The following is a 4587-nucleotide window of genomic DNA, read 5'->3' as shown; positions in this document are numbered from 1 at the left end:
CCGGCGGCGTGGGCGATCACGTCGTCGATGTTGTTGCCGCCGGTGAGCGTGCCGCGGTGGGTGTACTGGATGCCCGCCCAGCCCTTGCCGCCGGGGGCGTCCGCCGGGGCGGCGACGGTCGTCATCGCGGGGTTCTTGACGTTGGGGTTGCCCGGGGTGTCGTAGCTGTGCAGGTAGCCGGCCTGGTCGGGCAGCAGGATGTCGGGGGCGCCATCGCCGGTGACGTCACCGAAGACCGGTGGCGGGCCGTCCGGGTTCCACGGCACGTAGAAGGAGTACGCGGCGACCGGCGAGAGGTTGCGCGCGTTGTCCATCACCTGCAGGTACAGGATGTTGGTGCCCCAGCGGCCCGGGGTGACCGGAATGCCGTTGGAGGGGTAGTTGGCGCCGCAGGACCAGCCCGCGCCGGAGAACTGCGGGTCGAAGGACCAGCGGGCGCAGACCACACCGGAGGGGTTGCCGCCGGGCGAGGGGTCCACGGCGGTGAAGGGCACCAGGCCCTGCTCGCCGACGTGCTTCTTGGTGACCTGGCCGTTGCCGGACGGCGGGAACTTGGTCGCCAGGTCCGCGTCGGACAGCTTGGTGTTGACGTCCGGGACCGAGAGGGTCGGCGGGGTCAGGTCGACGCCGAAGCGGCAGACGGGAGTCGAGGCGGACATCTGGACCAGCTTGTCGCTGGCCATGGTGCCCCAGCCGTAGACGTGTCCGTCCTGGATGACGCCCGGCTTGACCTGGAAGCTGGCCACCCCTCCGTTGACCACCTCACCGGTGTAGCCGGAGTCGGCGTCGGCGCTGAGGTTGGCGTAGTCCCAGATGTGGGTCCAACCGAACAGCGTGCTCTGCCCGTTGCTGCTGACCGTCGCGTTGAGCGTGACGGAGCCGTTGAAGCCGCTGGAGGAGTTCATCCAGCCGATCGAGTTGCCGTCGCAGCCCTGGTTGTCCGACCACGGGACGGAGGTGTTGGGGGCGGGCGAGGCGTACGGGTTGCTCGGGGTGTTGGGCACCCGGTCGTACTCGACGACGACGGCCGGGTTGTAGGTGAGGCGCTTGAACGCCATCTTGTCGGACTCGTTGTGGGCGAAGAGGCCGAAGGTGAGGGTGTCGTGGTTCGGCGCGTACTGGCGGTAGACGTTGGTGACGTCGTAGTCGAACTGGGTGTTGCCGCCGCAGCCGCTCTGGCCGGCGCCGCCGACGTTCGCCGACCCCACGCCGGTCACCACGCCGGGGGAGTTGTTCCAGGTGGTGTTGTTGTCGATCGGCCCGGTGAGGTTGAGGTCGACGGTGTACTGGTTGGTGCAGGACATGTCGGCGGACTGGGCTTCCCAGACCGACATGGTCGCCTTGTTGATGACGATGTCGTTGTACCAGCGGCTGTCGAACTGGAAGTACGAGCGCTCGATGCCCTTGTCGGTCCGCCAGCCCTGGTAGCCCACGCCGGGGCGGGCGTACTGGTCGCCGGTGTTGGCGACGGTGCGGCCGATGTTGGCGGTGCCCGGGTAGGCGGACTGGGTCCAGGTCCAGGCGTTGGCCTCGCGGCGGTCGTAGAGCCAGCCGGGGTCGATGAACCAGGGGCCCTGGCCCTTGCCGAGGACGGTGTCGTCGGTGGTGAGTTCGACGGCGTCGCCGGTCACGGCGGTCTTCATGCCGGCGACCTTGGCGTTCGCGCCGGGGCCCTCGGCGGTGCTGGCCTGGTTCTGGCCCTTGCCCTCGTCCTGGCCGTTGGCGGGGGCGTCGTCGCGCTGGGCGGCGGCGGCGGACTTGCCCTTGGGAGCGCTCGGGGTGTCGGTCGAGCTGTCCCACATCTGCGGGGTGGAGGCGTGCCAGCGGACCTTGCCGTCCTTGGCGGTGGCGGTGAGGTTGCCGGCGTCGTCGGCCTTGACGGTGACGCCCTTGGCCTTGGTGGGGAAGCGGACCTTCTTCAGGGCCGGGTTCTTCGCCGCCTCCGCGGTCTTGACGATCAGGACGGTGGAGAGGCCGCCGAGCTTGGAGGCGGTGACCTTGAGGTCGATGCCGGGGGCGACCTCGGGGTAGACCAGCGCCTCGCCGTTCGGGTCGAGGGTCGGCTTGGTCAGCGGGAAGGGCGAGTCGATGGTGAGGGACTCGCCGTCGGGGCTGGTCAGGGTGCCGAGGGGGCCGTTGCCGCCGCCGGACAGGTGGACGCCCGCGACGGCGGTCTTCGGCCGGTAGCCGCCCTGGTCGTCGGGGACGAGGGTGCCGTCCAGGTTGGCCCAGGCGTCGTTCTGCTTCACCCGCTGGGGGTCGGCGTGCTCGGTGCGGGAGAGGTGGCCGGAGGGGGTGGCGACGGTTTCGCTGTACTCGTCGGTCAACTCCGGGATGGGGACGGGCTTTCCGGTCTTCTTGGCCTCGGCGATGGCCTTGTCGGACGTGAGTTGGGGCTTCTCGCCGGCGAACTTGGCGTCGCCGGCGGCGATCTGGTCGGCCAGGGCCTTGGGGATCGGCTGAGCCTGGCCGGTCGGGGTGCCGGTGGCGGTGGCGGTGGCGGACGGGGAGTCGGAGGCGAAGGCGAGCGGCGCGATCGGCCCGACCGAGGTCAGCGCGAGCGCCAGGCTGACCGCGACGGCGTACGACCGCCGCGACGGATACCTGGTTCTGTGCATGCCGGAGGTAGCTCCGGGCGGAGCGGCAGACATGGTGAAGCCCTTCAAGGAAACGAGGGATCGGGTGCGGACGACAACGGCGATTCAAATCGTCAGCAGGGGTCGATGAGCAAGCTGCCGTACTTGCTGAGGCTTCGTCAATCACAATGTGGGGATGGGATGTCCGCTTTGACGGATCGTCCGCCGATTTATTTCAGGCGTGATCTCAGTCACACCCTCAGAAGATCCTCAAGTCGCTCGACCACTGGATCGTTAGCCCCCTACCCTCCACCGAGACAAGTCCGCGTCGAACCGCGACGCAGACCTCTCATAGGGGCGGAAGTGTCTTCTTTTCCGAACGACCACCCGGTGACACCGGGTGGGATAAACCATCCGCTAGATGGCGTAAGTCCAGTATCGCAATGTTGAGTTCAATGGCCGTGTTGACCTTTTTGGCGGTTCTGGCCACGCCGATCGGTTCGGCGGTCGCCGTCGCGGCGGACGGCGGTTCGAAGCGGGCCGGCAATCTGTTGGTCTGGCTGGCTCCCGCGGCCGGGGCGGGCGATGACGCGCCCGCCGCCCCCGTGCGGGTGCAGGTAGTCGCCCCGGGTGCCGCAGGTGCAAAGGGCGTGCAGTGTAACGTCGTTGCGCCATCGCTCAGCGGTGAGGTGTCGGAGACCGTCAAGGTCCGGGTCGGGCTCGACCGGTGCGATGGGCGTCAGCGGTGAAGCCCCTGGCGGCGCCGGCCGCCTGGCTGCTGCAGGGTACGAGCCGCGCCTTGAGGGACGAACGGGCATCGGCCCCGCTCTGAGCGGAACGCTCAGAGCGGGGCCGATGTGTGCCTCTGGAGCCTACGCGGTCTGTTGGGCCTCGAAGATCCAATGGTGGTTCGCTTGGTTGACGCACTGCCAGACATCCAGGCCCTGGCCGTTGGTGGTGTTCCACCCGTGCAGGTCCAGGCACATCTGGGATGCCGGGTTGTAGAGCGAGCCGTCGTAGCGGCGGATCCAGGTCTGGGTGCCCTGGTTGCCGCAGTCCTGTGCCACGACCGGGGTGCCGTTGACGACCGTGGCGTCACCGGTGCCCAGGCAGCGCCCGGTGGAAGGGATCTTGATCTGGTTGTCCTTGGTCATCAGGAAGTGCTGGTGGTCGCCGTTCCAGCAGTCGTAGATCCGCAGCTGGGCGCCGGCCGCGCCGCCCCAGTTGTCGAGACACTTGCCAGAGTCGACCGCGCTGTGGATGTGGACGACCGCATCGGTGGTGGCCAGCGTGTTGACCTGTTGGTCGGTCAGGGCGTACGGGTAGACTCGGACGTCGCTGATCGCGCCGTTGAACTGGTCGCCGGCGGCGAGCTTGTTGTAGGTGACGCCGCCGATGTTCAGGCTGCCGGGCGCCGGCTTCCAGCTCTTCGGGACGGAGACGGAGCCGACGGGCTGGCCGTTGATGTACAGCGTGATGTTCCCGGTGCCGGAGTTGTAGGTGCCGGTCAGGTGGGTCCACTGGCCGACCACGGGGTTGGTACGGCCGGTCTTGTCGACGGCGGAGTACCAGGCAGTGGGGTTGACACTGTCGTTGCTCGGTACGGAGAAGGCCCAGTTGTTCCAGGTCCTGTTGTATTGCAGGTAGAACGGGCTGGCCTCGTCGCCGGTGAGTGACACCGCGGTCTGGTAGCCGTTGGTGTTGTTGAGCTTCATCCAGGCGGAGACGCTGTAGCTCTGGCTGGTGTCGAGTCCGGGGTTGTTCGAGCCGGAGTTGACCGGTGCGGTAGTGCGGTAGACCCTCGTTCCGTCGAAGGCGGTGGCCTTGTTGGCGGTGCCGTTGTGGTCGGCGGTGAGGGCGGCGCCGGTCGGGAAGGTGTTCTTGGGGTCGTCGCCGTTCTTGTAGAGCGTGTTGGTGTCCCCGGAGTCGCCGGTGGTGCGGCCGTCCAGGGCCCACCACTGCGGGTTGACGGCGGTGTTGGCGATGGTGTTGGGGCCCGCCTGCCAGGTGT

At 68.2% G+C, this 4587-nt stretch carries 2 protein-coding genes and 1 pseudogene; 1 reads left to right on the top strand and 2 read right to left on the bottom strand.

Going from position 1 to position 4587, the window contains the following annotated elements; all coding sequences use genetic code 11:
• Positions 1 to 2618, bottom strand: a pseudogene (locus ACH4E7_RS45280) (hypothetical protein); the annotation flags it as partial.
• Between the two features lie 413 nt (positions 2619 to 3031).
• Here ACH4E7_RS45280 and ACH4E7_RS45275 point away from each other — a divergent pair.
• Entirely contained in the window at positions 3032 to 3325 is a 294-nt protein-coding gene (locus ACH4E7_RS45275; protein ID WP_396255074.1) for a hypothetical protein, read from the top strand.
• A gap of 123 nt (positions 3326 to 3448) precedes the next feature.
• Here the strand turns inward: ACH4E7_RS45275 and ACH4E7_RS45270 are convergent.
• The coding region (locus tag ACH4E7_RS45270; RefSeq protein WP_396255073.1) for a LamG-like jellyroll fold domain-containing protein at positions 3449 to 4587 on the bottom strand (1139 nt) is incomplete at its 5' end.

Source organism: Kitasatospora sp. NPDC018058 (assembly GCF_044327205.1).
GTDB lineage: Bacteria > Actinomycetota > Actinomycetes > Streptomycetales > Streptomycetaceae > Kitasatospora.
Note: the sequence above shows the minus strand (reverse complement) of the source record. Positions and strands in the feature narration are given on the sequence as shown.